The organism is Velazquezella soli, assembly GCF_977018685.1.
The window spans coordinates 222,488-244,556 of sequence record NZ_CDRNXF010000001.1 but is presented as its reverse complement, the minus strand read 5'-3'; the positions used below and the strand labels follow the sequence as shown (position 1 = coordinate 244,556).

The following is a 22,069-nucleotide window of genomic DNA, read 5'->3' as shown; positions in this document are numbered from 1 at the left end:
GTGTGCCGGACGGTCACCCGCCCGGCAGTTGGCGTCAGCCAGCGCGGCGCATGGTGCGTTCCCAGCCGGAAGCAACCTCGTCCATGGCTTCCTTTGGTGACGCAGTTCCAAGCAAGGTCTTGGAGAGCCCGGCGCGTAGTTGGGCCTCGACGGCTCCCCAGTAGGCATCGCGTGGATTAGCAATCGCAGTCTTGAGCTGCTGTGCCATGACTTCGGTAAAACCGTAGGTCTTGATGACTTCCGGATCGGTCAATACCGAGAGGCGCGCAGAAGCATTGCCCTTCTCCATGGATCGTTTTGACCACTCACGGCTGGTAATGAACTGGACGAACTCGAAAGCCCATCCGGTATTCGCGCCCTTAGACGGCACGGCAAAGCTCCAGCCCCCGAGAGACGAACGGCTGTCGGCGGCGCTTTCCAGACCAGGCACCAGCGCCCAATCCCACTTACCCTTGGTCCGTGATTTGTCTGATCGGTTGATCGGCGTTGCAGACGCATTGAGGGTAATCGCCATGGCATAGCGGTCGTTTTGAGCATTAGCGATGATTTCGTCCCATTCCCAAGTCAGGGCATCCGGCGGTACGACTTTATCTTTGTTGAGTAGCCCGGCGTAGAACTCGAGCCCCTTCAGGGACTTCTCGTTATTGATCCAGATCTCCTTGGACTTGCTGTCGTAGAACCCACCCCCGGACGAAAGGAGATAGGGGCCGAAATGGTCAACGATCGCCCCGCCTTGGCGGGCACAGTAGCCAACGCCGTAGCGGTTTGGTTTGCCTGCTTCCGTGAGCTTCTTGGCGGCATCAAGATATTCGGCGAATGTGGCCGGGGGTGCTTTTATTCCTGCTGCTTCTAGCAGTTCGGGCTGGTAGTGCAGGATGTAAGTGGTGCTGCGATAAGGCACGCCACGCTGCACGCCGTCGATGCTGGCGAGATCAAGCGCGGCCTGTGAGAACTCATCCATGCCGAAATCAGCCGCATACTTTCCGCCTGCTTTCCCCATGAGCTCGGTGACGTCAGCCATGTAAGGATGCATCCAGCCGATCATCGATGCGCCCATCTGCATCACATCGAAGCTTGTCGTGCTTCCGCTAGTAAGCTCGGCCCGAGCGCGTGTGATAAGAGGTTCGTTAGGCAACTGGATGTATTCGACCTCGATGCCGGTTTCTTTTGTAAACGCGGGAATGGCATCATCGATGATCGTGCCCTTCCACGGCGCGCTATCGCCAAGAACTGTCAGCTTGGCGGGCTTGCTCTGAGCGAGAGCCGGCGTAAAAAGCGTTGAACTTATCAATCCAGCGCCGGCGACCGTGGCAGCCGATCCGATCAGCATACCTCTGCGGGTGACCGACGGTCCGCTGAGTATTCCTTTGTTCTTTTCCATTGGTGTTCTCCTCCACCGTTGATTTATTCGCGCTTACTTCACCGTACCAGACGACAAGCCCTGCACCAGATGCTTCTGGACAATCATCGAGAAGATGATGACGGGGATGACCACGAGCACGCCAGAAGCAGTGATCGCTCCCCAGTTGGTACCGGTCTCCCCACCGGCATAGCTCGCGAGCAGGACCGGGGAGGTCCGCGTCGCGTTGTTCGTCAAGATGGCTGCAAAGATGAAGTCGTTCCAGGCAAGCAGCAGCGAAAGGATCGCAGCCGTTACAATGCCGGGACGTGCCAGCGGCAGAACAATCTTGCGGAAGGCGAGCATGCGTGAGGCCCCATCGATGTATGCGGCCTCCTCCAGTTCCTTCGGCAGATTGGCAAAATAATCTTTCATGATCCAAACGATCAGCGGCAGGCTGAATGTCGTGTATGCGATAATGATCGAGAACAGAGTGTTGGAAAGACCAACTGCCTTGAACAAGACGAAGAGCGGCAGAAGGATCGCGACTGGTGGCAGCATTCGCATGATCAGCAGCGTTATCATTGCGATATTCTGCCCCGGAAAACGAAACCGCGCGAATGTGTAGGATGCCGGAATCCCGATCAGCAGCGACAATGTTACCGATGCTGTGGTGACCATCAGTGAGTTTCCGAACGACGCCAGAAAATCCGACTGCGTCAGCACTTGCCTGTAGTTCTCGAACGTCGGAACCCACAGGAGGACTGGCGGATTTGTGAATATCTGTTCACGGCTCTTAAGCGAAATGCCGACAATCCACAAAAGCGGGAACAGGAAGACAATTAGCAAGCCTACGAGTCCGGTATAGGTCAGCGTCGTATGAAGAAGCTTGCGGCGCTTGCCGCGAGACAGGCCGGGCATCACTGGATCTCCTTGGGCTTAGTGGCCAATATGAAGAGCACGCAAAACACCATGACAATCGCCAGCATGATCCATGAGGCAGCTGCCGCGAGGGTGAGGTCGAACGACAGGAACGACGCCTCGAACGTGTAGACCGAGAGAAGCTTGGTCGAGTTCGCGGGTCCGCCGCCGGTCATGACCCAGATATTTTCGAATGAACGGAACTCAAAGATGGTTCGCAGCAGCACCGCCACGACGATATAGGGCATGAGCAATGGCAGCGTCACATGACGAAATGTCTGCCACGAGTTCGCACCATCGACTGCCGCCGCTTCTACCGGTTCGCTTGGTAATGATTGCAGCCCGGCCAGAAGAAGAATGGCCACGAAAGGTGTGTTTTGCCAGACATTTACGATGCCGACCGCGACCAGTGCCAGATCAGGATCGCCCAGCCAGACTGTGTTCGTGCCAAGCATGGCATTCACCAGGCCGTAGGTCGGATCAAGCAATAATTTCCATGTCAGGGCGGCGACGATGGGCGTGATCATCATGGGGATGATCAAGGCAGTGCGGAAGATGCGCACAAAAGGTACGCGACTGTTGAGAAGAAGCGCAACTCCAAGTCCAAGCAACAGCTCAACGGTAACCGTCGATACCGTATACCCCATGGTCAGGTATAGACTGGACACAAACAACGGATCGGTAAACAGGTCCTGGTAGTTCGCGAAGCCGACAAATTTGCCAGCCAAAAGGCCGCTGTCGATCTTCCAGCCCTGGAAACTTAGAAGCAGCGAGAACGCCAGTGGTATCCCAAACACAAGAACGCTCGCGACGACGGTCGGTACTACGGTCAGCGGCACGAATATCCGGTCCTGCAACCTAACCCACGCGTTGCGACGTTCTGTCTGGGCATCGTCCTCGATGATGTCGGCGTAGTTACCCGCCGGCTCGAATTGCTGAGCCACCATTTATTCCTCCTCCTCCAGCAAGCCCCTCCAGGCTTGCACCGCCTCACGCTACCTAACGTTAAGCAACTTCATTCAAACCATTTACCTAACAAAATGCAAGACATTATTTCTCCGAGCATATTCTAGAGGCAAAACTGTATGCACAGACACACGCTCGTTACTGCCGAGAGTGCTCGGCGTCGTCGTGACAGAATTTGTTAGGTTGTTAGGTATTTCGCGTGACAGCTCTCGTCAGAAGCACGAGCGCGAACATGCCTGGATCATCCAGTCCGACGCTTTTCTCCGGGAAAAATTTCGCGCGCCCTATTCGGCATGGTTTTTCCTTGAACTCGGCAAGTGCCTCATCGACGGCCCGAGTGGCTGCCGATGCCACGCTTCCGGCATCAGCCTGTCCCGCTATTGCTTCGGCGATCGCATCAAGTCCATCCAGAACCGTTTTATCGCCGAGCTTCGCGCCGCCTCTCGCCATCATTCCATCGCGCGCGGTGGCTATCAGTCCGGCCAGATCGCCCCACGATACCGAAGTCTGGCCTTTGGTGTCTTTGGACAATGACAGCAAAGCGCTTGCGAAAAGCGTTCCTAGACTGGACCCGGTTGACGACATCGCCGCCCGTGCCATCCTGCCGAAAGCGTCGCTGACCGATGTTGCCGCCCCAGGATCGCTGGCCGCCATTGCCCCGATCGCGCGTACCAGCATGGAGCCGGTGTCTCCGTCGCCGAGCTTTGCATCCGCCTCGTTCAGCGTCTGTTCAAGGCTTGCAATCGCAACCGCTGCGCGGCGCACGCCGCTATCAATCTGGGCTACGGTGATTTCCATCAACCAACCCTCCAGAACGGGCACTCAGCCGGGGCCTGCAGGAGAGCCTTCAGCTCTTCATCGAGATGGAACAGGCTAACGGACACTCCCTGCATTTCCATCGATGTCACGTAATTACCAATCAACGGCTGGACGACGGAAAGCCCGGATTGATCGAGACGCGTTTTGACACGCCTGTACACGATGAACAGCTCATCCAGCGGAGTGGCGCCGAGACCGTTCACAAGTACCGACACCTCGCTTTGCTGCGATACCGGAGGCAAATCCGCCAGCAAACGCTCGACCATTTCGTCGGCGATGATGTCGGCCGTCCGCAGCGTGTCGCGCCAGATACCAGGCTCGCCATGGATGCCGATACCCATCTCGATTTGGTCTTCTCCCAAATCAAAACTCGGCTTAGCGGAGGATGGAAGGCGACAGGCGGCGAGTCCCACCCCGATCGTTCTCGTTGCGGCTACAGCTTTCGCCGCAATACGGGTCACCTCCTCCAGATCCGCTCCGGTATCCGCGCATGCGCCAGCAGCTTTATATGCATAGATAAGGCCAGCTACCCCGCGTCGACGTCCAATGTCGTCAGCGCTACCGCTGGCAATGTCGTCTGTGCCGAGTACGGTCGTACAACGAATGCCCTCATCCTCGAGCACTTCGCCCGCCATGTCGAAATTCATCCGATCACCGCCATAGTTACCGTAGAGCCTGAGCACGCCTCGGCCACCGTCGGCGAACCGGATCGCATCGATGCAGCTGTCGATATTGGGTCCTTCAAAAACGTTGCCGATCGAGCAGGTATCTATCAGGCCCTTGCCGACGTATCCCGTGAACAGTGGCAGATGACCGAAGCCCCCGCCGGAGGCGATCCCGACCTTTCCGTGGCGTGCGCCATCTGAACGACGGATGACGCGGCCATTCGCGCCGTCTCGAACAAGCGACGGGAAAGCGAGGGTTAGGCCGTCGAGAGCTTCGTCTACATAGTCGTTCGGATCGTTGATCAGTTTCTTCATGAAACAGAACTTTCAGTCGAGATTGGCATAAAAGCTGAAGGCATTGTCATGGAACAGCATCCGTCGCTCGGCCTCGCTCATCGGCATGAGGATGGCTCGTTTCGGGTCGTCATAGTCCCAGTGTGGATAGTCAGTTGCAAACATCATCCGGTCGAAGCCGATTAAGTCGAAGAGAAGACGGAGATCTTCGCGATGCTCCGGCTCTTCAGCTGGCTGGGTCGTGAACCACACGTTCTGTTTGAGATATTCTGACGGTGGACGTTTGCAGAGTGGGGTTTCATTGCGCATCTTGCGCCAGTGATTATCTAACCGCCAACCCAGTGATGGTACCCAGGCGAACCCGGCCTCAATCATCACAACGCGGACTTTGGGATAAACTTCGAAGACCCCTTCGAGGATCATGCTGGTAACCTGCGCATGAGCGCTGTGCGTCAAAACCTGATGATCCTCGATATAATAATCCGGCCAGCCGCTTGGTGAAGGCGCGTAGGGTGAAGGGCCGCCAACATGAAAGCCGATTGGAATGTCGTTGCGTTGCGCCGCCTCGAAAATCGGCCAATAGCGTTTGCGACCGATTGGTTCGACCGAACGGGATCCGAGCTGGATCTGGGCGAAATTTCGGTTTTGAGCACGTCTGTCGATTTCGGCGACGGCGAGCTCGGCATCCTCCGCACAAATATGGATGGACGCTTTAAGGCGTTTCTCCCTAGAGGTGAATTCATCTATCTGCCAGTCGTTGGTAGCAGTACACAGGGCTGCAGAGAGATCAGTGTTGCGGGTGTTGTTGGCGCCGACGATCGGCTGAAGGATACCGAACCTGATGTCATGAGCGTCCAGATGCTGGGTTTGCATGAATTCAAGATCGGAGCCCGGCGGACTACCGTTGGGCGGCCAGGCGTCACGTCTCGCAGTCTCCGGCGTAAATCGAGGATAGGGTCCACCCCGTGTTGCGTAGACGCTATGCGCCAGGCCTCCGTAAGTATCTAGGTGGTCGCGCCAGCGTTGCTCGATATAGGGATAAAGCGCCTTCTTGTGCTTAAGCGCCGGGTGGATATCGCAGTCGATGAACCGAAAATTCGTCTGTAGCTCACCTGTGTGCTCAATGATCTGCTCAAGGGCGTTCACTGGATCGTCTCCTGCAAGCGAGGATAGGTTGCAAGCGGATTGTCCCGGGCCATTTTTTCAATGAGGCGGCTCGGAATGCCATCTGGCAGGACGCGATCACCATCAAACTGCCAGTGGGGATAATCGGACGCAAACAAGAGCATGTCGTCGGAGCCGATCTGGTTGATAACCCTTTCGAGCACGGCAGGGTCGGCGGGTCCATCCATGGGCTGGGCGGTGAGCCGGACATGCCGACGGACGATATCTATTGGCGACTCGTTGACCCACGGAACCTCTGGCCTGACGGCGCGCCACGTCTTGCGAGAACGCCACAGAAACCCCGGTAACCACGTCACGCCGCTCTCAATCAGGACCACTTTCAAATCGGGGAACTTGACGAAGACACCCTGCGAAATCAGACTTAGAAGCTGGCTTTCGAACGCGTGATTATTGCCGACGTAATCCTGCAGGAAATGGCTCGGCCATCCGTTGGTTGTTGGCGCATAACGGTAAAGACTGCCCGCATGAAGGCCGATGGGGAGACTGTGCCGGACTGCCGCCTCAAAAATAGGCCAGTAGTGTTCCTTGCCCAACATCATATCGAGGGCCACCGGCATTAGAATCTGAACGAAACGGCGATCCCCGGCAATCCGCTCGATTTCCTCTACCGCAAGACGGGGGTTCTGGGTCGGCACTACGATCGAGGCACGCAGTCTGGGGTCGCGCGCCAGCCATTCGGCCTTCACCCAGTCGTTAACCGCAGCGCATATGGCAGCAGCCATAGTCTCGCTGATCGAAAAAGACCCTCCATAGAGCACGTTGCAAATCGCGAACCGTGATCCAAAGCCATCCAAAGCATGCTTCTGGAGGAGATCGAAATTACTGCCTGCAATGGCATCGCCGTCGCGCCAGTCAGGCCGGCAGCTGATGGGCGAATTCGGCAGATAACTGGCTGGTTGGAAACCATCTTGTCCACGGGCAATGAAAGCCTCTCGCCAGTAGTCACTCATATACGGAAGCAGCACCTTAATGGTGGGCACGCCAGGATGAATATCACAATCGATCGCGTCGGTTATGGACAAGACGGAACTCCTCATTCCCAAGCTTAGTTCGCGCGGTCATAGTTCCACGACGATATATTGGTCTTCGACGGAAACCCCGAATGTTTCGGCGACGTACGGCCCGGCGATGAGCGTATCTCCAAGCTCGACACTGAGGTCGTATGGCCTGGTTCGAAACTTCCGAGGGTCACACCATGACTGCCCGGTTCGCAGATCAAACTCCCAGCTATGCCAAGGGCAGCGGACGAATTCACCTGGGCGTGAATGGCAATATTCTCCCGGTTTGACCGATGTCGTTAAGCCGACTGTTGCGCCAGCCGCAAGGCTCCCGCCCTGATGCGGGCACGCGTCCGAAATGCCGAACAGCTCACCGGCAACATTAAACACTGCGATCGCGCGTCCTTTTACATTGACGAGCTTCTGCGATCCCGGAGGGATTTCCGCCAAGGTGGCGATAACATGCTTTGCCATGATTTCGTCCAAGTGCTGCCACCGGATTCTCCTCCTCGGTCCAGCACGCTTCTCCTCTATGAAGGCAATGAGAAGCTAACAACAAAAAACAACAAGCGCAATCTTGTTTTGCAAATATGCCCCTGACTTGACGCTAGACATTGGCTACGGCAAAACAGATCAAATAGGAACAGAAGTCACCATGGTTTCCAGCCGCGTTACGATACAGGATCTAGCCGACAATCTCGGGCTTTCAAAATTCTCGGTTTCAAGGGCTCTTTCCGGCAAGCCGGGCGTTGGGGAAGCAACCCGGAACCGCGTCGTTCGTGCCGCGCATTCAATGGGTTATCGCGTCGGTTTGGAACTGCCTTACACCGCGGGGCACATACTCTTCATCCGTCAGGAAATTGATCCCGTCAGTAGCGAGCTGTGGCTTAACATCATGCATGGCGCGGAACGCGAAGGCGAAAGGCTAGGGTTTTCCATCCTCCCTCGCCAAGCGCGCCACTTGAATGACACAACGGCGCTGGAACCTTCAGTCGTAGGGATAATACTGGCCGTGCCTCGTCCTGTAGAATGGTCGTCTCTTGCTGCCAAAACTGGCCTACCGGTTGTTTGTGCAAGCTATGTGAGCCCTATGGAGCAAATCGACCAAGTCGTTGGCGCCGATTGGGAAGCGGGTTTCGGAGTAGCACAATTGCTACTGAAACTCGGTCACCGGAGCATGGCTTTCGTTCACGGCAGCGCAACGCCGATGGGACGTGTGGAGCGTTTCCGGGGTTTCCGCGACGGAGCTTCTACACGCGATGACACGCAGATCGACGACATCGTCTTTGACGAGTCTGAGGGATTTCGCAGTGCGCTGCTTCGCTATCTTCAGTCGGGTCGAAAGCCGACGGCCCTTTTCTGTGCTCACGATGGTATTGCGATCTCCGTCATCTCGGAGCTCCTTCGATTGGGCGTGCGTGTTCCAGAAGATGTATCTGTAGTGGGTTTTAATGATTTTGCTTCTGCTATGCATGTGTCGCCGCGCCTGACGACAGTTCGTACACCACAGGTCGAAATGGGAGCGGCCATGATCCGATGCATAGCGGAGCGTTTGGCAAGCGCAGAGGCCCGAAACCGGCCACCGATGCGGCTAGCGCTCGTCGCTGATTTGATTGAACGGGAATCAACTTTGAAGGCGAGCAAGTCCGACTGGTCATCGCGCGTGTTGTCTGCAACGAGCTAGCAGTATCAAAATGCCAAACAAACATTCAACGACCTAACAAGTCGCGCAGATACCGCAACTTGATTGCGGTATTAGTTGACTGAAATCTCATGGAATGCGTATGTTGTCTATCGGGTGAGGGGGAGGAAGCCTTATCCGATCATATGACTGAGCGCAGCGCGCGCTCCAGTCTGGAGGATAACGAAGTGATAAAAGGATATCACGCGACGAGACCCGCGGTGCCATCGGCCGCCCCGATCTCGCAGCCTTCTAGTTTAGCTGAGAGTCCACTGCTCTGCGTTCGTCAACGCCCGAGACGGGGGTCGAATGTCGTCGGGGTTTCGTCACCTAGAAAGACTCACAACGGAGAACCAGGTGGGGACGGAGACGATTATTCAAGCCAGCTTTACCTGAAGGCAATTGTTGGTGGGAATAGCGTTGGGCTTGCAATCGGACGGTACAATACGGGAGAGCGGTTATGAGCGCGCTCCCCTGTGATACGGATGCATCACCGCAACAAGCTTTGCCCCCCATCTATCCAGATCGGCGAGCCGGTAATATGGCGGGACTTTTCGGACGCAAGGAAGGTTACGATCTCGGCCACATCTTCGCTCGTGCCAGCCTTACCTCCAGTGATCGGAATATCTCCTTCGGGCCAGATAACCGGAATCCGCGCAGCATCCTGGTTGCGTTTGATGGTGCTGTCCGGAATGTTTGTCTCGATCAGGCCGGGGCAGACCGCGTTGATGCGGATGCGAGATTTTCCGAGTTCGAGCGCGAGCTGCTGCACCATAGCAAGCTGAGCGGCCTTAGTTGCGGAATACGCCGTCGCACCTGCTGTCGTGAAAGTTCGTGTTCCGTTAATCGAAGAAACCACTACGATCGATCCGCCTCCGGCAGCCTTCATAAGTGGGACCGCATAGTGGATGCTGAGATACGTGCCTCGCAGGTTAACAGCAATCGTCTTGTCCCATTCGTCCGGCTGCAGATCGTCGATGGGCGCCCAGACGCCATTTATGCCGGCATTGGCGATCAAAATATCGAGCTTACCCCAATGCGATATCACAGCACCGACAGCGGACTCCATGTCGGCTTCAAGACTAACATCCGCTACAAGGGAAATAGCCTCGCCGCCAGCTGCTTCAATTTCCTGCGCTGTCTTCGAGATCTCGCTCGGAGTTCTGCTGAGAACCGCAACTCTCGCGCCGCGTGCTGCCAACATCAACGCCGACGCTTTTCCTATACCGGAGCCGGCTCCTGTAATCAGCGCAACCTTGTTTTTCAAATCCATCACACATCCTCCATATGGACCTAGCGGAGAACTGTTTCTAGCGCCCCGCAACTCGAATGAGTTTACATGAAGGGCGCGTTGTTTCCAGGCTAAGTTTCTGTTTTGGAACGCTTATCTCTACGCAGCAGGTACTCGAACGAGACTGCCCAGACAAAAAAAGGACCTATAATATGGAATACACAAAACTCGGCCGATCAGGCCTTGAAGTCTCGCGTATCTGCATGGGATGCATGACCTTTGGCGAGCCCGACCGGGGTAATCCCAAATGGACACTGGTCGAGGAAGACAGCAGACCGTTGATCAAGAAAGCTATCGAACTTGGGATCAATTTTTTCGATACCGCGAACATCTACTCAAATGGTTCAAGCGAAGAGATCGTAGGCCGAGCGATCAAAGATTTCGGTAAGCGCGACGAAATCGTACTTGCGACCAAGATAAATTCCCCGCTTCGTGACGGCCCTAATGCAAAGGGATTGTCGCGCAAAGCGATCATGCAGGAGATCGATCACAGCCTGCGCAGGCTGGGTACCGACTATGTCGATCTCTATCAAATCCATCGCTGGGATCCCGTGACACCGATAGAAGAAACCCTTGAGGCTTTGACTGACCTCATCAAAGTCGGGAAGGTCCGATATATTGGTGCATCTTCCATGCACGCATGGAAATTCGCAAAATCTCTTTACCTCTCAGACCGCAAGAACTGGGCGCGTTTCATTTCCATGCAGAACCATTACAACTTGCTCAACCGTGAAGAAGAACGCGAAATGGTTCCGCTGTGTGCTGCTGAAGGCGTTGGACTTATCCCTTGGAGCCCGCTAGCGCGTGGTCTTCTGGCTCGGGAGGAGAGCCATGAATCCCTCCGCAAAGGCACCGATCTCCTGCGACCGGTTCTCTACGGTAATACCGAGGAAGCAGACGGCCGCGTCATCAGTGCGGTGGCCAATGTTGCAAAGCGCCATGGTGTGCCGCGAGCCAGAATTGCCATTGCCTGGCTCCTTTCCAACCCTGCTGTAGCCGCACCAATTGTAGGGGTAAGCCGAGAGAGCCAGATCGTGGATGCTGCAGAGGCTGTCTCGATCCGCCTAAGCCCTGAAGATATCAAGGAGCTGACGGAACACTACGTTCCGCATCAGATCATGGGCTTTGAATAGCAAGTGTTTGCACCCCTCCCTGGTTGGGAGGGGTGTAGCTTAGTTAGATAAGGCCAATTGAACGCGACACGCCGGCCGGTCTATTCTTCAAACACCGGCTCGCGAACCCCCGCCACTGGCGCGCGCATTGCAAATACGCTCCCGGACGTCGGATACTGAAGCATCTCTTCCGCTGACCTGCGGCTTCCAGCACTTGTGACAAACAGAGTGCGCATGTCGGCGCCCCCGAATGCCGGCATTGTAGGGCATTTTACCGGGACCGGATATTCCGCTAGCAGATCGCCGGTAGGCGAAAACCGCTTCACTACCCCAGCACCAAAGATCGCGAGCCAGTAACAACCCTCCACATCAACTGTTGCGCCATCTGGCCGCGCTGCAGGATCATCAGGTATTTCAACCAACACCCGGCCTGCGGAAATGGTACCTGTTACAGTGTCGAAATCATGAGCAGTCACCTTTGAGGCCGGCGAGTCGACATGATAGAGGATTGTGCCGTCGGGAGAGAAACCCAGGCCGTTGGAAGTCCCAAGCCCAGCTATCAGAGGTGCAAGGCCGTTGCGGTCATAGCGATACATATTCGCTTTGTTCTGATGGCTTTCGTCAACCGTGCCTACATAAAATCGCCCATCAGGTCCTACACGCCCATCATTGAAGCGGCTGTGTTCGACGCCTTCAGGGTTATCGGCCAGCTTACGTATGACTTGACCGTGAGCGTCCAGCCGCCAAATACCTGACCGCAGACCAGCAATGAACCCGCCGTCCGAAACAAGACCGATACAGCCAATTTCCTCAGGCTGTACGAACTGCGTTAGTTCGCCTGTCGCTGGATTGAAACGGTTAATCGACGGGCCCCGGATATCTACGAAATAAAGCACCTGCTCAGCTTCACTCCAGACAGGGCTTTCACCAAGTTGAGAGCGGCTGTCGCAGACGAGGCTGAACACGCCTTCCTCCACTTTGTTTTTTTCCATTGACCGAGCCTTATTTCGCAGGGGTCTTTGCACGGACCCATGCTTCGTACTCGGGTCGTGCATCGTCATGTAGCGGGTAGTAGAGTTTCAACTCGCCGCCGGCGAGGAGGCGCTCTTTGGAAAACTCCTCCCAATCATGGTGGTTAGATGCCCTCCTGATGAGTTCCTCGGCATGGGCAACTGGAACGACGACCGCACCATCGTCATCGGCGATGATGATATCCCCTGGCATTACGAACGTTCCACCACAAGCAATCGGTACATTGACGCCCCAAGGCATGAGGTCGGTTTGCGTATGGAAGTTGGGAGTGAGGCCGCGGATCCACAAACCGAGATCGAGATGCTTAGCATTTGGATAATCCCTGAGACATCCGTCGATCACCACGCCTGCGCCGCCTTTCCCGAGAAAATAGGTTAGCATCATCTCCCCGAAGATCCCGCTTTTCATGTCGCCGCGCGCATCAACGACGACCACGTCACCTGGCTGGGTGTGGTAAAGCACGTGGCGATGAACTTGCTTCTCCGGTTGCGCGTATTCGTCCGCATCCTGAAGATCTTCGCGCTTCGGCACGAACTGAAGCGTCAGTGCCGGGCCGCACATCACCACCCCCTCCCTTCGTGAAACCGGACCGCAGATATGAGTATTTCGGATGCCCATCTTGCTGAGTTGGCTAGATGAGGTTGCTGCGCCGATATTCCTGATTGCCTCGATCCACTCCCGAGGAGGGCGCTTGATATCTTGTGTCTGGATCATGCTGGGTCCTGTTTCGCTTTAGGGCTTCAGGTGCAACTCACCAAGCCCACGTTAGTCTAGTCAATTCATATATGAACTACCTCTATTCAGATGAGAATGAAGGCTAGCGGGGCATGTGTCAACAAAGGACTGGTGTCATCACCTCGAAATTCGGGTACTGCTCCAAAAACCGAACGTGCATCATTCGCTGCTAAATTGCGGTAGAGGGCTTCATGAGCAACGAAACAACAGAAGATGAGAGGGACAGGAACGGCGTGCCTGTCCTTGAGAGAATGATGGAAATCCTGTCGGCACTTGAATTGCAGTCCTCCGGCGAAACAATTCGCAGCCTTTCGGATCAGCTCTCCATGCCTCGCAGCACTGTGTACAGGATCTTGAATACCTTAAGTTCTCATAACGTCGTCCGACGTCAGGCAGATGGGACGTATGCGCTTGGCACGCGGCTTTTGAGCCTTGCTTCCAAGGTCGGCGCTGATCCAGCGCTTGATCTTGTTTCTGTAGCACAGGCCGCCATGAAGCGGCTTGCCGAAGCCAGCGGTGAAGCCAACAAACTTTCCGTTCGGGATAATCAGGCGGTCGTTGTCGTTGCATCCGTTGCAGGACAGGGACAATACGCCCTCAATCCTGCCATCGGACAAAGTTTTCCGCTCCATGCGGGAGCCGCCAGCAAGATGTTACTGGCCCATATGCAGCCTGACGAGATCACCAAGTTCCTGTTAGCACCGCTTCAGAAATATACACCTCGCACGCTTACCGATCCGGGCGAGCTTTTGAGCGAACTTCAACGCATTAGGGACCAAGGATGGGCATGCGACCGCGGTGAACACGGCGCCAGTGTGTGGGCCGTTGCTGCACCAATCGCAACTCCGTCTGGACAAGTGATCGCTGCACTTAGCATTCCTTACCTCGCGGCCGACGAGGAAACGGATAAGAACGAGAGGTTACGTGATTTAGTAATTGGCTCTGCTCTTGAAATTTCCGCTCGAATACCAGAAACTTGAGAGGAGGCTCTCGTCGAACGGGAGACGTAGGCGTGACATTCGAGAATTTCATCTCAAACGCAACACACCGTGGGTCCCTTGGGCACTCGAAGATATCTGACGGAAATGTCGCAGGAACAGTTTCGAAGCGCCTATTAGGCAGCTTCTTAGGCGCGCCACGGGTCAACGAGGACAACACCGGTTCCCTGAAAATCTTGAATGTTCCGTGTCACGACAACTAGCCCGTGAACGATCGCCGTGGCGGCAATGAGTGCATCAGCTTCATTGCGGCGATCTGGAATATGCAAGTGAGCGCATCTCGTTGCAACGGCGTCATCGATAGGTATGATGCGCTCGGCGAACTCCGGACGAACTCGGCGATCCATCCAGGCTCGTAACCGGGAGCCCTGTTCAATGTCGCGGCGTTGGATGCCCAGTATCCCACGCTCCAATTCTAAAATCGTTATCGCAGATACATAAAGATCTCGAGCATCCTGCGCACTTATCCACGACGATACGTTCAGATCAGCTTTTCCGTCGCCAACCTTACGGAGTTCGGAGACAACGTTTGTGTCGAGCAGGTATTTCAATTCAGATCAACTTCGCGTGTCGCGAGGATCGATCGCGGTGGATTGAAAGCTATGTCCGACAGTCCGGGCATCGATAAGGCATCCACAAGATTTTGACGTTTGCCGGTCAGACGCTCAAACTCACCGTAGGTCATCAGAACGTGCGATGGTTTGCCTCGGTCAGTTATAACAACCGGGCCCGCTTCTGCTGCTCTTTTTGCTCTGCCAACGTCGTGATTTAACTCGCGGCTGGTCAAGCGGGTGGTAGCCATACAATGCCTCCATGTAGGAACGTACCTACACATAACGTCGTCTACCTCACCTTGCAATGCTTTCCTGATACGACTTACCTGAAATCGCTCTTACGCCTTGAACGGATTTGAACCTTCGACCTGCCGTTATTTCGCAAGCGAGCCGGCTGATGAAGCTTGCGATATCGCTCGCACCCGTGAAATCGTCGGCGATGACGCCTAGCAGCATGGTGTTCCCCTTCTTGCGATTTGCATGTCAGGCACGCTTGAGTTCATCGCGGCAATAGATCTGCACGATCTCCTCGAAACTGGCATCCGGGACAAAGCCAAAATCCAGCGCGGTGCGAGCATCGAAGGCCTTGGGCCAGGTGCTGACAATTGCATGAATGGCCGGATCCGGTTCCTCGCGGATGAGCGCGACCGCCTCGTCCCCGGCAACCTTCCGCAGAGCTTCGATCTGGTCTTCCACCGTCGCCGAAACGCCAGGCATCGTCAGCGTCCGCACGTCAAGGTCCGGGCCTGCAACTTCGGCGGCTCTGATGAGAAAACCGATCGCCGTTCGCGGCGACGCGAACCAGTGGCGCATGTCGCGCGGCACCGGAAGGACGGCTCCTTCGCCATTCAATGGCTCGCGAATGATCCCCGAATAGAAGCTCGATGCAGCCCTGTTGGGCTTGCCAGGCCGCACGCATATCGTCGGAAGGCGAATGCTCAAGCCATCGATGATTCCGCGCCGGGCATAATCGGCCACCAGCAGCTCCCCCATCGCCTTCTGCGCGCCATAGCTCGATAGTGGACGCAGGAGAAAGTCATCGGAGATGACGTCTGGAAGAGGCGCACCAAAGACCGCAAGCGAGGATGTGAACACGAAGCGCGGACGGTAGCCGCCGCCCACTGTGCGAACGGCATCGAGCAGCGCGCGGGTGCCCTCAAGATTGACCCGGTAGCCCTTGTCAAGGTCGGCCTCCGCTTCGCCTGACACCACGGCGGCAAGATGGAAGATGACGTCAGGGCGATGCGACACAATCCGCTCCGCCTCTCCGTCCTCCGAGAAATCAGAAGTCAACACTTCGACTTCAATATTCCCGGAAACGAGTGGCGCCGGATAGATGTCGTGAAGGGTAAATGCAGTGATGGCCTGTCCGGCAAGCTTTCCCTCTGTCGCGAGACGCTCGGTCAGCCGTCTGCCGAGCATTCCAGCTGCGCCCAAGATGGCAATACGCATTGGTCTTCTCCCATATCTGTACTCTTTCTGGCGATCAGCTCGCAGAACTCAAGCGGTCAACCCACGACAGCCCGCCGACCTGGCACCGCGAGGACGTGCCAAGGTGGCCCTCGCTAATATCCGGATCCGGGATAGTAGCCAGTTGGACGTGGCCGGTGAATCGGCGACGATGAACGCGATGTTCGCGGGTAGCTTTGATCTGAAATCGACGGTCCTTGCTCATTTCGATACTCGCCTCGCCGAGTGCGATACGCGCCTGTTCCGATTGGCCTCGATGTCTTTGATGAGGTTCATCGGTTCTGGACGGAACAGTCGTGCGTCCATAAGCCGGAGCTCAGGCGAGATGGCCGGCTTGAATGCCATGTGTGCAAGGATATCACGCTCGAGATCGATACCTGGTGCTATCTCGACAAGCTGAAGGCCGCCGTCTAGCACGTCAAACACCGCGCGCTCCGTGACGAACAGGGCCGTGCGCCCCTCTCTTCTCGCGAAGTCGGCATTGTAGCAGATCTGCTCTATGCGATTGACGAACTTCTTGTGCCGCCCCTCCTGGGCTATGGCAAGTTCTCCTTGCCCGGTCTCCAGCTCCAGCCCGCCGGAGGTAAACGTTCCGCTGAACACCATGTGCTTGGCATTTTGACTTATATTGATGAAGCCGCCGACACCGACGATCTTGGAACCGAAACGGCTGATATTGACGTTGCCGCCGGGATCGACCTCTGCAAAGGACAGGAAAGCGATATCCAGCCCGCCTCCGTCATAGAAGTCAAACTGGTAGGGCTGATCGACGATGGCATCGTAGTTTTGCGACGCGCCGGAATCCGGGCCCGTCAGCGGAGCACCTCCGATGAAACCCTGCTCGTTGGTCAGCACGATATGGTCAAGGACTGCCTCCTCGGACGCAACGGCCGAAATTCCGGTCGAGATACCCGCCCCAAGATTGCAGATTGCGCCGGGCACGATTTCCATAGCGGCGCGGCGCGCAACGATCTTGCGATGATCGAACGGAAGCCGGCGCAAGGCATGGAGGGGAACCTTGAGCTCGCCGGAATAGGCCGGATTGTAATCAGTTGCATAGGTCTGGCGCTGATCAGGATCGACAACGACGTAGTCGACAAGGATGCCAGGGATCTTGACGGTTTTGGCAGGCAGCGCGCCGCGCGTTGCCATGCGCTTGACCTGAACTACGACGATCCCGCCGTTGCGGCGAGCGGCCTGTGCCGTCGAGAGCATTTCACCGAAGATCGCCTCCTGCTCCATGCTGATGTTGCCATCCTCGTCCGCGGTGGTGCCGCGTAGGAAGACGATGTCGAGCGGAAAGGGCTTGAAACGCAAATACTCCTCGCCGTCGACCATCATGAGCTCGACGAGATCTTCCTTTGCACTGGGGCTCTGACGGCCGCCGAGTTGCCGCGGATCGATGAATGTATGGAGACCCGTCTTGGTGATGAGCCCGGGACGGCCCGACGCCATTTCCCGCATCAATTGGGACAGCACGCCCTGCGGCAACGTGTAGGATTCGATCCGGTCGGCGGCTGCGAGGTCTATCAGCACGGGAGAATCGATCAACGCGCTGGTGATTGACCGACGCAGCATTCCCTCGTGGCAGAAGCGTGCGGCACCCTTGGTCGCCCGGTCACCCAGGCCGACGATATGCACGAGGGTCAGCGCCTTGGGGCTCCCTGTCTCCAGGTGTCGGGCCTCGATTGCCTCCAGCACGCGCTCCGGAATGGCATGCCCTCCTCCGGAACCACTGACGAGAACGCTGTCGCCATCCCGCACGAGTTTCGCCGCTTCCTCAGCAGAAATCAGTTTCATGTTTCCTCCATGGCGGTTCCCGAAAGCAGTCCGACCATTGACCACCACGCATTTCTTATGTAACCGGATACATATCCTTCGACATCAGGCTATGTCAAGCAGTTGCTCGGATGGACAGTGAGGCGGAACACCGCAATAGGAGGATGACAGGATGGCGAATTCTGGATTGGATTTTGTCGATATCGGCCAGGTATTTAAGTTTGCAAAGACGGTTGGAGAAACCGACATCGTGCTGTTTGCCGGGATCACTGGTGACTTCAGCGAAACCCATGTCAACGATCAGTACATGAAGGAGAAATCCTCGATCGGCAAACGCATCGCACATGGTGCTTTGACTGTCGGATACATGAGCACGGTGTCGACCATCAGCATCGCTCATATCATCCACCGGGAGGGACTGACCGACTTTCCGGTGTCGGCCGGATACGACCGTGTCCGCTTCCTCAAGCCGGTTGTCCTGGGCGACACAATCACTGCGCATTATACGATCGCTACCGTCGACAAGGAACGCGGCAGAAGTGTCGCCAAGGTCGAGGTCTTCAACCAGCACGACGAGTTGGTGGCCGTCAGCGAGCACATCATGCGCTGGACAAAGAAGCTTGCGTCGGCCTCGGAGGCTGCCTGATGGCCCTCTCAGGATCTGCGGTCCTTGCCATCTGGAACGGCATCAAGTCGGAAGCGGAGGACGAATTCGTTTCCTGGCATATCCAGGAGCATATCCCCGAACGGGTCGGCCTTCCCGGCTTTCTTCGCGGGCGCCGCTATGTGGCAGTGTCGGGGCAACCGAAGTATTTCAACTTCTATGAGACCGAGGACGCGACCGTGCTGTCGTCGGCTGCCTATGTCGCGAGGCTGAACGCTCCCACCGCATGGACACGATCCGTGGTAAGCAATTTTACCGATACGTCGCGCACGGTCTGCACGGTCGCATTTACCCATGGCCTTGGGGATGGCGCGGCCATCATGACGCTGCAGATTTCGACAAGCCTCGCGAAAACAGACTTCGCAAGCAATCTCGGAGAGGTCGCGTCGAGACTGATGCAGGCACCTGGCATTGTCGGCGTTCATCTGCTCGAAGGCGACGCGAGCGCCGGCGGAACGCCGACCGCCGAGAAAGACCTCCGCGACCGCCCAGACGAGACCGCGGCCTGGATCCTTCTGATCGAAGGCACTGATGCCGAGAGGCTCGCCGCTCTCGAAAGCGACGGCCCGCTTTCCCATGCGCTCTCGATTGCGGGCGCCAACGCGGACCTGCGCAAGGGCATCTATTCGCTTCAATACAGCCTGGCACACAGCCAGATCACGACCACCTCAAAGTAATTGGGAGAGAACCATGAAGTTTGTGAGATTTGGCGAAAGCGGCCAGGAAAAGCCCGGACTGGTCGACGACCACGGCAAGATCCGTGACCTGTCGAGCCTCGTGACCGACATCACCGGCGACGTCCTCAATGGTCGGCTCTCCGAAAGCCTGAAAGAGGTGGACATCTCCGCCCTTCCCCTGGCGCCCGAAGGTGCTCGGCTCGGACCCTGCATCGCGCAGGTCGGCAACTTCATTGCCGTCGGCCTGAACTATGCCGACCACGCAACCGAAACGAATGCGGAAATTCCCAAGGAACCGATTCTCTTCAACAAGGCGCGTTCCTGCATCGTCGGTCCCTATGACGATGTCATCCTGCCGCCGGATTCGACGAAGTCCGACTGGGAGGTCGAGATCGCCTTCGTGATTTCGAAGCGGGCATCCTATGTTTCCGAAAGCGAGGCGCTTGATCATGTGGGCGGATACTTCATCTGCAACGACGTCTCCGAGCGGGAATACCAGCTGGAACGCGAAGGCCAGTGGGTGAAAGGCAAGTGCTGCCCGACATTCGGCCCGATCGGCCCCTGGGTCGTCACCCCGGATGAAGTCGGAGATCCGCAGGATCTGTCGCTCTGGCTGGACGTCAACGGCGAACGGCTGCAGAACTCCACGACCCGCAACATGATTTTCCCGATCAAGACGCTGGTATCCTACATCAGTAAGTACATGATCCTCGAGCCGGGCGACATCGTCACGACAGGCACGCCTCCGGGCGTCGGCCTGGGCATGGTTCCGCTTCGCTTCCTCAAGCGCGGCGACACGATGAAGCTTGGCGTCGAGAAGCTGGGCGTTCAGGAGCAGCGCGTGATATGATGATAGCAGCCATGTAAACGCTTGCATCGACCGGTTGCCGGGATTAGGGCGAAGAGCACCTCTTCCCGGCGACCCGTCGTCACAAACGGAAAAACCTATGACCTCAGTCCCGAAGCGTACGCGAACTCCTAAGACCGGAACGCCGACAGGGTCTGAAATCGTTGCCAGGACGTCCGTCGGGCTGCGGGATGTCGCTAGGGCGGCTGGCGTATCGACTGCCACGGTATCGAGGGCGATCAACAAGCCTGACATCGTTTCTGAGGAACTCAGATTGCGCATCGAGGCGGTCATCGAGCACCTCGGGTGGGTGCCAGATGCGGCCGCCCGCGCTCTGTCGACTCGCAGATCAGGCGCTGTGGGCGCGGTCTTTCCAACACTGACCCATGGCGATTTCGCACGGACCGCAACGATCCTCCAGCACGAGCTTTTGGCAGAAGGCTTCACTCTGCTGCTCGCCTGCTCGGAATACGACCCGGAGCAGGAACTGCGACAGGTGAGGAAGTTTGTTGAGCGCGGCGTGGACGGCATCGTGCTGGTTGGCAACGAGCATCTGCCGGAACTGGAAAAGCTCTTGAGCCGCCAGAAGGTCCCGTCCATCAACACCTTCGTCTACAACCAGGCAACGCATGGACGGTCGATCGGTCCGGATAACAGGAAGGCGTTGTTCGACGTAACCAACTACCTGATCGAGCTCGGACACCGGCGGATCGGCGTGATCTGGCAGTCCGTCGCAAACAATGATCGCGCGGCAGAGCGATTGGCAGGCGTCAGCGACGCACTGTCGGCGCATGGCCTGTCCGCCTGGCCCTACCAGATTGCCAAAGAGCTCTCCAGCATCGGCGAAGCCAGGTCCCTTCTGAGGCGTATGATGAGCACGGACTCCCCGCCCACAGCCATCGTCTGCGGCAATTCCTACCATGCGGTGGGCGCGGAACTTGAGGCTCTTGCCATGGGCCTGTCGATCCCGGGAGATGTGTCCATCATCGGCTACGACGACATCGAAATCATGTCGGAACTGCCGGTCCCGATCTCGACGGTTCGTGTTCCCAGCGACCAGATCGGCACCCGCGCCGCCAGCCACATCCTCGCAAGGATCCTTGGACGCGAGGAGGACACCCAATTCGAATGCAAGCCGGAACTGGTTCTGCGCGCCTCAACCGCGCCGCCGCGCTCGCCCCAGGCTTGACCTCACACGCGGTGCAGCTGCAATCCGCCGGCGATCTCGGTGACGGTTCCGGTTGCATAAGGGAAGTCTCCGCGGACCAGAGCGGAGATTGCCGCCGCAACATCCTCGGGCATGCCCCAGCGCGCCATGGGGACCCCCCCCTCCTCAATCAGCCTGTCGTATTTTTCGAGAGCAGGAGCCGTCATTCCGGTGCGAATGATGCCGGGTCTGACTTCATGCGTCACGATGCCGTCGGCGGCGAGGCGCGCCGCAAAGAGCTTGGACATCATCGACACCGCGGCCTTAGACATGCAGTAGTCCGCACGGTTTTCGCCAACCACCTCGCTGTTGATGGATCCCACAAAGATGACGGCGCGATAATCCTCAGCGGGGCCACAGGCAATCATATGGCGAGCAAAGGCCTGCGTGAGGAAAAAGGTCGCGCGGACATTGACATCCATAACCCTGTCGAAGCTCTCAGCCGGGAGGTCCAGCATGTCAGCGCGCGAAAGTGATGTGACCCCGGCGCAGTTCACCAGGGCGACAGGTCGTTGGATAGATGCAACGAGTGCCTGGTGATGCTCGAGGCGGGTCACATCCGTCTGAACATAACGGATCTCCGGTGGGAGACCTGCTTCCGCCTCGAGACTTGCGACCGTGACGTCGAAACCTTCGGACGCCAGCCGGATGGCAGTCGCAAAGCCGATCCCCGCCGCCCCTCCGGTCACCAGAACGCCGCCACGGCGCGTCTCTTCAACACTGTAACCCTGTGACATTGCAAACCTCATATCTGTTTCATTAGAATTCGATGTAGCTCCCTTTCCATCATGACGCAAGACATAGCGTTATCGTGATAGGTAGCATTTAATATCGA

The 22,069-nt window shown here is 56.9% G+C and carries 23 protein-coding genes; 7 read left to right on the top strand and 16 right to left on the bottom strand.

Annotation, left to right across the window (positions count from 1 at the left end):
• Positions 1–34: 34 nt before the first annotated feature.
• The 8 genes from AC0JZ8_RS01245 to AC0JZ8_RS01210 all read right to left on the bottom strand — a co-directional run bounded on the left by AC0JZ8_RS01245 (position 35) and on the right by AC0JZ8_RS01210 (position 7,661).
• Positions 35–1,381: an ABC transporter substrate-binding protein gene (locus tag AC0JZ8_RS01245; protein WP_471891432.1), complete on the bottom strand. Its 1,347-nt coding sequence runs from the start codon at positions 1,379–1,381 to the stop codon at positions 35–37.
• A gap of 33 nt (positions 1,382–1,414) precedes the next feature.
• On the bottom strand, positions 1,415–2,260 hold the full coding sequence (locus tag AC0JZ8_RS01240) for a carbohydrate ABC transporter permease (RefSeq protein ID WP_471891431.1): 846 nt from the start codon (positions 2,258–2,260) through the stop codon (positions 1,415–1,417).
• Positions 2,260–3,207: a carbohydrate ABC transporter permease gene (locus AC0JZ8_RS01235; protein ID WP_471891430.1), complete on the bottom strand. Its 948-nt coding sequence runs from the start codon at positions 3,205–3,207 to the stop codon at positions 2,260–2,262. Before AC0JZ8_RS01235 ends, AC0JZ8_RS01240 begins: the two co-directional genes overlap by 1 nt.
• Positions 3,208–3,412: 205 nt before the next feature.
• Complete coding sequence (locus AC0JZ8_RS01230) at positions 3,413–4,024, bottom strand: dihydroxyacetone kinase subunit L (RefSeq protein ID WP_471891429.1); 612 nt, start codon at positions 4,022–4,024, stop codon at positions 3,413–3,415.
• On the bottom strand, positions 4,024–5,025 hold the full coding sequence (locus AC0JZ8_RS01225) for a dihydroxyacetone kinase subunit DhaK (protein WP_471891428.1): 1,002 nt from the start codon (positions 5,023–5,025) through the stop codon (positions 4,024–4,026). Before AC0JZ8_RS01225 ends, AC0JZ8_RS01230 begins: the two co-directional genes overlap by 1 nt.
• A gap of 12 nt (positions 5,026–5,037) precedes the next feature.
• Positions 5,038–6,150: an amidohydrolase family protein gene (locus AC0JZ8_RS01220; protein WP_471891427.1), complete on the bottom strand. Its 1,113-nt coding sequence runs from the start codon at positions 6,148–6,150 to the stop codon at positions 5,038–5,040.
• The gene (locus AC0JZ8_RS01215; RefSeq protein WP_471891426.1) at positions 6,147–7,226 is read right to left on the bottom strand and encodes an amidohydrolase family protein; all 1,080 of its coding nucleotides are present in this window, start codon (positions 7,224–7,226) and stop codon (positions 6,147–6,149) included. Before AC0JZ8_RS01215 ends, AC0JZ8_RS01220 begins: the two co-directional genes overlap by 4 nt.
• Before the next feature lie 21 nt (positions 7,227–7,247).
• Positions 7,248–7,661 (bottom strand): Rieske (2Fe-2S) protein, encoded by a 414-nt coding sequence (locus AC0JZ8_RS01210; RefSeq protein WP_471891497.1) that lies wholly within the window; start codon positions 7,659–7,661, stop codon positions 7,248–7,250.
• Between the two features lie 181 nt (positions 7,662–7,842).
• Between AC0JZ8_RS01210 and AC0JZ8_RS01205 the strand changes: the two genes are divergently transcribed.
• Complete coding sequence (locus AC0JZ8_RS01205) at positions 7,843–8,871, top strand: LacI family DNA-binding transcriptional regulator (RefSeq protein ID WP_471891425.1); 1,029 nt, start codon at positions 7,843–7,845, stop codon at positions 8,869–8,871.
• A 487-nt stretch (positions 8,872–9,358) separates the two neighbouring features.
• Here the strand turns inward: AC0JZ8_RS01205 and AC0JZ8_RS01200 are convergent, their stop codons facing one another.
• A complete protein-coding gene (locus tag AC0JZ8_RS01200; RefSeq protein WP_471891424.1) occupies positions 9,359–10,141 on the bottom strand; it encodes an SDR family oxidoreductase in 783 nt (260 codons plus the stop codon).
• A 170-nt stretch (positions 10,142–10,311) separates the two neighbouring features.
• On the opposite strand from AC0JZ8_RS01200, the gene AC0JZ8_RS01195 reads away from it, so the two are divergent.
• Positions 10,312–11,292, top strand: coding sequence for an aldo/keto reductase (locus AC0JZ8_RS01195; RefSeq protein WP_471891423.1), 981 nt, complete (start codon positions 10,312–10,314; stop codon positions 11,290–11,292).
• A gap of 80 nt (positions 11,293–11,372) precedes the next feature.
• Here AC0JZ8_RS01195 and AC0JZ8_RS01190 read toward each other — a convergent pair whose 3' ends face one another.
• Positions 11,373–12,263 (bottom strand): SMP-30/gluconolactonase/LRE family protein, encoded by an 891-nt coding sequence (locus AC0JZ8_RS01190; protein WP_471891422.1) that lies wholly within the window; start codon positions 12,261–12,263, stop codon positions 11,373–11,375.
• A gap of 10 nt (positions 12,264–12,273) precedes the next feature.
• The gene (locus AC0JZ8_RS01185) at positions 12,274–13,017 is read right to left on the bottom strand and encodes a ribonuclease activity regulator RraA (protein WP_471891421.1); all 744 of its coding nucleotides are present in this window, start codon (positions 13,015–13,017) and stop codon (positions 12,274–12,276) included.
• Positions 13,018–13,229: 212 nt separating this feature from the next.
• Here AC0JZ8_RS01185 and AC0JZ8_RS01180 point away from each other — a divergent pair, with 212 nt between their 5' ends.
• Positions 13,230–14,018 carry an IclR family transcriptional regulator gene (locus AC0JZ8_RS01180; protein WP_471891420.1) on the top strand — a complete coding sequence of 263 codons (789 nt, stop codon included), beginning with the start codon at positions 13,230–13,232 and terminating at the stop codon, positions 14,016–14,018.
• 146 nt (positions 14,019–14,164) lie between these two features.
• Here AC0JZ8_RS01180 and AC0JZ8_RS01175 read toward each other — a convergent pair whose 3' ends face one another.
• The 4 genes from AC0JZ8_RS01175 to AC0JZ8_RS01160 all read right to left on the bottom strand — a co-directional run bounded on the left by AC0JZ8_RS01175 (position 14,165) and on the right by AC0JZ8_RS01160 (position 17,860).
• Positions 14,165–14,587 carry a PIN domain-containing protein gene (locus AC0JZ8_RS01175; RefSeq protein ID WP_471891419.1) on the bottom strand — a complete coding sequence of 141 codons (423 nt, stop codon included), beginning with the start codon at positions 14,585–14,587 and terminating at the stop codon, positions 14,165–14,167.
• Positions 14,584–14,838 carry a type II toxin-antitoxin system prevent-host-death family antitoxin gene (locus AC0JZ8_RS01170; protein WP_471891418.1) on the bottom strand — a complete coding sequence of 85 codons (255 nt, stop codon included), beginning with the start codon at positions 14,836–14,838 and terminating at the stop codon, positions 14,584–14,586. The genes AC0JZ8_RS01175 and AC0JZ8_RS01170 overlap by 4 nt, the downstream gene beginning before the upstream one ends.
• 235 nt (positions 14,839–15,073) lie before the next feature.
• Positions 15,074–16,042, bottom strand: coding sequence for a D-erythronate dehydrogenase (denD, locus tag AC0JZ8_RS01165; protein ID WP_471891417.1), 969 nt, complete (start codon positions 16,040–16,042; stop codon positions 15,074–15,076).
• Positions 16,043–16,261: 219 nt separating this feature from the next.
• The gene (locus tag AC0JZ8_RS01160) at positions 16,262–17,860 is read right to left on the bottom strand and encodes an acyl CoA:acetate/3-ketoacid CoA transferase (protein ID WP_471891416.1); all 1,599 of its coding nucleotides are present in this window, start codon (positions 17,858–17,860) and stop codon (positions 16,262–16,264) included.
• Positions 17,861–18,011: 151 nt separating this feature from the next.
• On the opposite strand from AC0JZ8_RS01160, the gene AC0JZ8_RS01155 reads away from it, so the two are divergent.
• The 4 genes from AC0JZ8_RS01155 to AC0JZ8_RS01140 all read left to right on the top strand — a co-directional run bounded on the left by AC0JZ8_RS01155 (position 18,012) and on the right by AC0JZ8_RS01140 (position 21,216).
• Positions 18,012–18,485, top strand: coding sequence for a MaoC family dehydratase (locus AC0JZ8_RS01155; RefSeq protein WP_471891415.1), 474 nt, complete (start codon positions 18,012–18,014; stop codon positions 18,483–18,485).
• Positions 18,485–19,180 carry a hypothetical protein gene (locus tag AC0JZ8_RS01150; RefSeq protein ID WP_471891414.1) on the top strand — a complete coding sequence of 232 codons (696 nt, stop codon included), beginning with the start codon at positions 18,485–18,487 and terminating at the stop codon, positions 19,178–19,180. Before AC0JZ8_RS01155 ends, AC0JZ8_RS01150 begins: the two co-directional genes overlap by 1 nt.
• 13 nt (positions 19,181–19,193) lie before the next feature.
• Positions 19,194–20,030, top strand: a complete 837-nt coding sequence (locus AC0JZ8_RS01145; protein ID WP_471891413.1) for a fumarylacetoacetate hydrolase family protein — start codon at positions 19,194–19,196, stop codon at positions 20,028–20,030.
• 97 nt (positions 20,031–20,127) lie between these two features.
• Positions 20,128–21,216, top strand: coding sequence for a LacI family DNA-binding transcriptional regulator (locus AC0JZ8_RS01140; protein ID WP_471891412.1), 1,089 nt, complete (start codon positions 20,128–20,130; stop codon positions 21,214–21,216).
• A 2-nt stretch (positions 21,217–21,218) separates the two neighbouring features.
• Here the strand turns inward: AC0JZ8_RS01140 and AC0JZ8_RS01135 are convergent, their stop codons facing one another.
• On the bottom strand, positions 21,219–21,971 hold the full coding sequence (locus tag AC0JZ8_RS01135) for a 3-ketoacyl-ACP reductase (protein WP_471891411.1): 753 nt from the start codon (positions 21,969–21,971) through the stop codon (positions 21,219–21,221).
• Positions 21,972–22,069 lie beyond the last annotated feature (98 nt).

Coding starts and splice junctions, on each gene's coding strand:
- AC0JZ8_RS01180 (WP_471891420.1), top strand. CDS start 13,230: ATGAGCAACGAAACAACAGAAGATGAGAGGGACAGGAACGGCGTGCCT.
- AC0JZ8_RS01155 (WP_471891415.1), top strand. CDS start 18,012: ATGGCGAATTCTGGATTGGATTTTGTCGATATCGGCCAGGTATTTAAG.
- AC0JZ8_RS01205 (WP_471891425.1), top strand. CDS start 7,843: ATGGTTTCCAGCCGCGTTACGATACAGGATCTAGCCGACAATCTCGGG.
- AC0JZ8_RS01210 (WP_471891497.1), bottom strand. CDS start 7,661: ATGGCAAAGCATGTTATCGCCACCTTGGCGGAAATCCCTCCGGGATCG.
- AC0JZ8_RS01185 (WP_471891421.1), bottom strand. CDS start 13,017: ATGATCCAGACACAAGATATCAAGCGCCCTCCTCGGGAGTGGATCGAG.
- AC0JZ8_RS01215 (WP_471891426.1), bottom strand. CDS start 7,226: ATGAGGAGTTCCGTCTTGTCCATAACCGACGCGATCGATTGTGATATT.
- AC0JZ8_RS01240 (WP_471891431.1), bottom strand. CDS start 2,260: ATGCCCGGCCTGTCTCGCGGCAAGCGCCGCAAGCTTCTTCATACGACG.
- AC0JZ8_RS01235 (WP_471891430.1), bottom strand. CDS start 3,207: ATGGTGGCTCAGCAATTCGAGCCGGCGGGTAACTACGCCGACATCATC.
- AC0JZ8_RS01245 (WP_471891432.1), bottom strand. CDS start 1,381: ATGGAAAAGAACAAAGGAATACTCAGCGGACCGTCGGTCACCCGCAGA.
- AC0JZ8_RS01190 (WP_471891422.1), bottom strand. CDS start 12,263: ATGGAAAAAAACAAAGTGGAGGAAGGCGTGTTCAGCCTCGTCTGCGAC.
- AC0JZ8_RS01170 (WP_471891418.1), bottom strand. CDS start 14,838: ATGGCTACCACCCGCTTGACCAGCCGCGAGTTAAATCACGACGTTGGC.
- AC0JZ8_RS01160 (WP_471891416.1), bottom strand. CDS start 17,860: ATGAAACTGATTTCTGCTGAGGAAGCGGCGAAACTCGTGCGGGATGGC.
- AC0JZ8_RS01200 (WP_471891424.1), bottom strand. CDS start 10,141: ATGGATTTGAAAAACAAGGTTGCGCTGATTACAGGAGCCGGCTCCGGT.
- AC0JZ8_RS01140 (WP_471891412.1), top strand. CDS start 20,128: ATGACCTCAGTCCCGAAGCGTACGCGAACTCCTAAGACCGGAACGCCG.
- AC0JZ8_RS01225 (WP_471891428.1), bottom strand. CDS start 5,025: ATGAAGAAACTGATCAACGATCCGAACGACTATGTAGACGAAGCTCTC.
- AC0JZ8_RS01150 (WP_471891414.1), top strand. CDS start 18,485: ATGGCCCTCTCAGGATCTGCGGTCCTTGCCATCTGGAACGGCATCAAG.
- AC0JZ8_RS01135 (WP_471891411.1), bottom strand. CDS start 21,971: ATGTCACAGGGTTACAGTGTTGAAGAGACGCGCCGTGGCGGCGTTCTG.
- denD (WP_471891417.1), bottom strand. CDS start 16,042: ATGCGTATTGCCATCTTGGGCGCAGCTGGAATGCTCGGCAGACGGCTG.
- AC0JZ8_RS01195 (WP_471891423.1), top strand. CDS start 10,312: ATGGAATACACAAAACTCGGCCGATCAGGCCTTGAAGTCTCGCGTATC.
- AC0JZ8_RS01145 (WP_471891413.1), top strand. CDS start 19,194: ATGAAGTTTGTGAGATTTGGCGAAAGCGGCCAGGAAAAGCCCGGACTG.
- AC0JZ8_RS01230 (WP_471891429.1), bottom strand. CDS start 4,024: ATGGAAATCACCGTAGCCCAGATTGATAGCGGCGTGCGCCGCGCAGCG.